This window comes from Nocardiopsis chromatogenes YIM 90109, from assembly GCF_000341185.1.
In the GTDB taxonomy this organism is placed as follows: domain Bacteria; phylum Actinomycetota; class Actinomycetes; order Streptosporangiales; family Streptosporangiaceae; genus Nocardiopsis_A; species Nocardiopsis_A chromatogenes.
Genome location: NZ_ANBH01000195.1, coordinates 1 through 2,881 on the forward strand (window position 1 = coordinate 1; position 2,881 = coordinate 2,881).

The following is a 2,881-nucleotide window of genomic DNA, read 5'->3' on the forward strand; positions in this document are numbered from 1 at the left end:
ACGACCACCTGCCCCAGGAGGAGCAATGCCGCCGGGGCCAGGAAGAGCTTCGGGAACGGCGGCGGTGAATAGCCCGCCCTGGTCGGCTTCGTTGGCATCGGCCCGCTTCTCCCCACTGTTCGAGCGCCGGTGTCACCGGATGATCCCCGGATGGAGGCGCCGGGCTCCCAGGCCCGGCACCCCATCCTCTCCATCGCGCGACACGGCCTCAATGGCATCAGGGGACGAGCACGTTGCGGAAGCGCGCGTTGCCCATGGCCGCGAACGCCTGCTCGGCCTCCTCCAGCTTGTACTGCTCGACCATGGGCCGCACGCCCTTGAGGGCGGCGAACTCCATCGCCTCCTCGCTGTCCTTGGCGTGGCCGCTGTACCAGCCCCGGACGCTCCTGCGGCCGGTGACCAGGAGCAGGCTGGAGACGGGGATCGGGTCGTGCGGGGTGCCGATCACCATCATCTCGCCGTTGCCCTGCAGGCCCTGGGCGATGTCGGCCTGGGCGGCCGCGTCGTCGACGGTGGCGAGCACGACCCGCGCACCGCCTACCGCCGCCAGGGCCTCCCCCGCGCCGCCGTCGGCGCCGTCGACGTAGTCGTCGGCCCCCAGGGACCGCGCGATCTCCTCCTTGGCCCGGCCCCGGCTGACGGCCACGGTCCGGAACCCCATCGCGGCGGCGTACTGGATTCCCAGGTGGCCCAGGCCGCCCACGCCCTGCACGGCGACCGTGTCGCCGGGGCGGGCGCCGGTGTTGCGGAGCGCGTTGAAGACCGTCACCCCGGCGCACATGAGCGGGGCCGCCTCCTCGAAGGAGAGCCCCTCGGGGATGCGGGCCAGGACCTCCTGGGGGATGACGGCGTACTCGGCGTACCCGCCGTCGTAGTCGGCACCGGTGATCAGGCGCTCGGCGCAGTTGGCGAAGTCGCCGCGGCGGCAGGAGGCGCAGGTGAGGCACTGGCCCCCGTGCCATCCGGCGCCGACCCGGTCGCCGGTACTCCAGGCGCGCACACCGGGGCCGAGGGCGTCGACGGTCCCGGCGATCTCGTGGCCGGGCACGCGCGGGTGGCGGGTGCCCATCAGGCCGAAGCGGGGGATGGCGTCGCCGCCGCAGACGCCGCAGGCGTGCACCCGCACCCGGACCTGCCCGGGGCCCGGTTCGGGGACGGGGAGCACGGCGGGGGTGAACGGCCCGCCCTCCTCGGTGGCCTGGACGGCGCGCATCGTGGTCGCGGTCATGGTGGTCTCCTCCCTCATGGCACGGCCGGTGCCGGTCGCGGCACCGGCTGGTATCGCCGCTAACACTAGGCAGCTTCCATCGATAACGCAACATCGATACTGGAAATCCATTATCATCGATACATGGCTGAACGGAGCGACACCCGCACCCGGATCATCGGCGCGGCGGCGGAACTGCTGGACGACGGCGGCCCCGACGCCGTCACCACACGGTCGGTGAGCGCCGCCGCCGGGGTGCAGCCCCCGGCCATCTACCGCCTCTTCGGCGACATGGGCGGCCTGCTGGACGCCGTGGCCGCCGACGGCTTCGCCCGCTACCTGGCGCAGAAGGAGGCCCAGGCCCCCACCGGCGACCCGGTCGACGACCTGCGCGCCGGGTGGGACCTGCACCAGGAGTTCGCCCGAGAGCACCCGGCGCACTACGGGCTGATGTACCGGCCCGACCGGAGGGGCGCGACGAGTGAGGCGGTCGAGCGGGCCGATGAGATCCTGCGCGGCCTGATCCGGCGCACCGCCGAGGCGGGGCGGCTGGTCACGGGGGTGGAGCACGCCGCCCGGATGCTGCACTCGGCCGCACGCGGCGTCGCCTTCTCACAGATCGAGGCGCCCCCCGGGGAGCGCGACCCGGAGCTGTCGGACCGTATGCGCGAGGCGGTGCTCGCCTCGATCACCACCGACGCCCCGGGCCGGGACACCGGGGAGGGCGAAGACGCGCCCGCAGAAGAGGACCCCGGCACCGACCACGAGCCCGCCCGCCGCGCGATCGCCCTGCGGGCGATCTTGGACGACTCCCCCGCCCCCCTCACCCCGGGCGAACGCGCACTACTGGAGGAACTCCTCGACCGCATCGCGGCCGGCGCCCGCCCCTAAACGACAGAGGAGGCGCCGACGGAGCCGCCGGTACCCCGCGCTCACGACCCCTGGCCGTCCACCGAGACGCCGGGGTGCCGAGTGGAAGGCAGCGACGACGAGCGACAACGCAGGTCGGCGGACCTTACCGCAGCACAGTCGGCCGCCGCGCGTGCGGATGGTCGCCGTGGTGGGCGGCGACGGCCAGAGCGGAGCGGTTTCCCGGCCCCGCCTGCCGGGCGGCGGGCCCCTCGCGGTCCGGGAGGACGGCGGCCCAGCAGGTACCCCACTCACCGATCCCGGCCGGGTGTCGGGTCTTCGGGGTGTGGGGTGGAGAGGCGGCGACGAGGAGAGGTCGGCAACGCTTGGGGCAGCGTCGTCGGGCGCCGCGCGTGTGCGTGGTCGATGTGATGGCGGCGACGGCCAGAGCGGGGCGGCTCCCCGGCCCCGCCTGCCGTCCGTCGGGCCCCTCACGTTCCAGGCAAGGCGGCGCGGCCCCGGGGTTCGCGGTCTTCGGCGCCCGTGGCGGCCGCCGGGCCGGTGCGGTGAACCCGGTAAGGCCTGTGACCTGGGTGAATACTCCGCGTTAAGCGCGGGCGGGGGCGGGAAACGCGCCCAGCGACACCCACGGACGCCCCGGACCGACGAACACCGCGATACCAGAACAGATTCTGGAAGCGATATGTCCCGTTCGTCTCTATCTGGGGTGTTCAGGTTGAGTGCGGGGACGGGTGCCGGGCCGCCCAGGCTCTTCCGCTGGGCTTGCGGGCGCCGCGCGGGGCCGATATCGGCTACACGCAGTGA

2 protein-coding genes are annotated in these 2,881 nt (G+C 73.9%); one reads left to right on the forward strand and one right to left on the reverse strand.

All coding sequences use genetic code 11. From position 1 onward, the window contains the following. Nucleotides 1-217: 217 nt before the first annotated feature. The gene (locus D476_RS0118920) at nt 218-1,228 is read right to left on the reverse strand and encodes an alcohol dehydrogenase catalytic domain-containing protein (RefSeq protein ID WP_017625502.1); all 1,011 of its coding nucleotides are present in this window, start codon (nt 1,226-1,228) and stop codon (nt 218-220) included. A gap of 123 nt (nt 1,229-1,351) precedes the next feature. Here D476_RS0118920 and D476_RS0118925 point away from each other — a divergent pair, with 123 nt between their 5' ends. Then, complete coding sequence (locus D476_RS0118925; protein ID WP_017625503.1) at nt 1,352-2,098, forward strand: TetR/AcrR family transcriptional regulator; 747 nt, start codon at nt 1,352-1,354, stop codon at nt 2,096-2,098. The last annotated feature ends 783 nt before the right edge of the window (nt 2,099-2,881 follow it).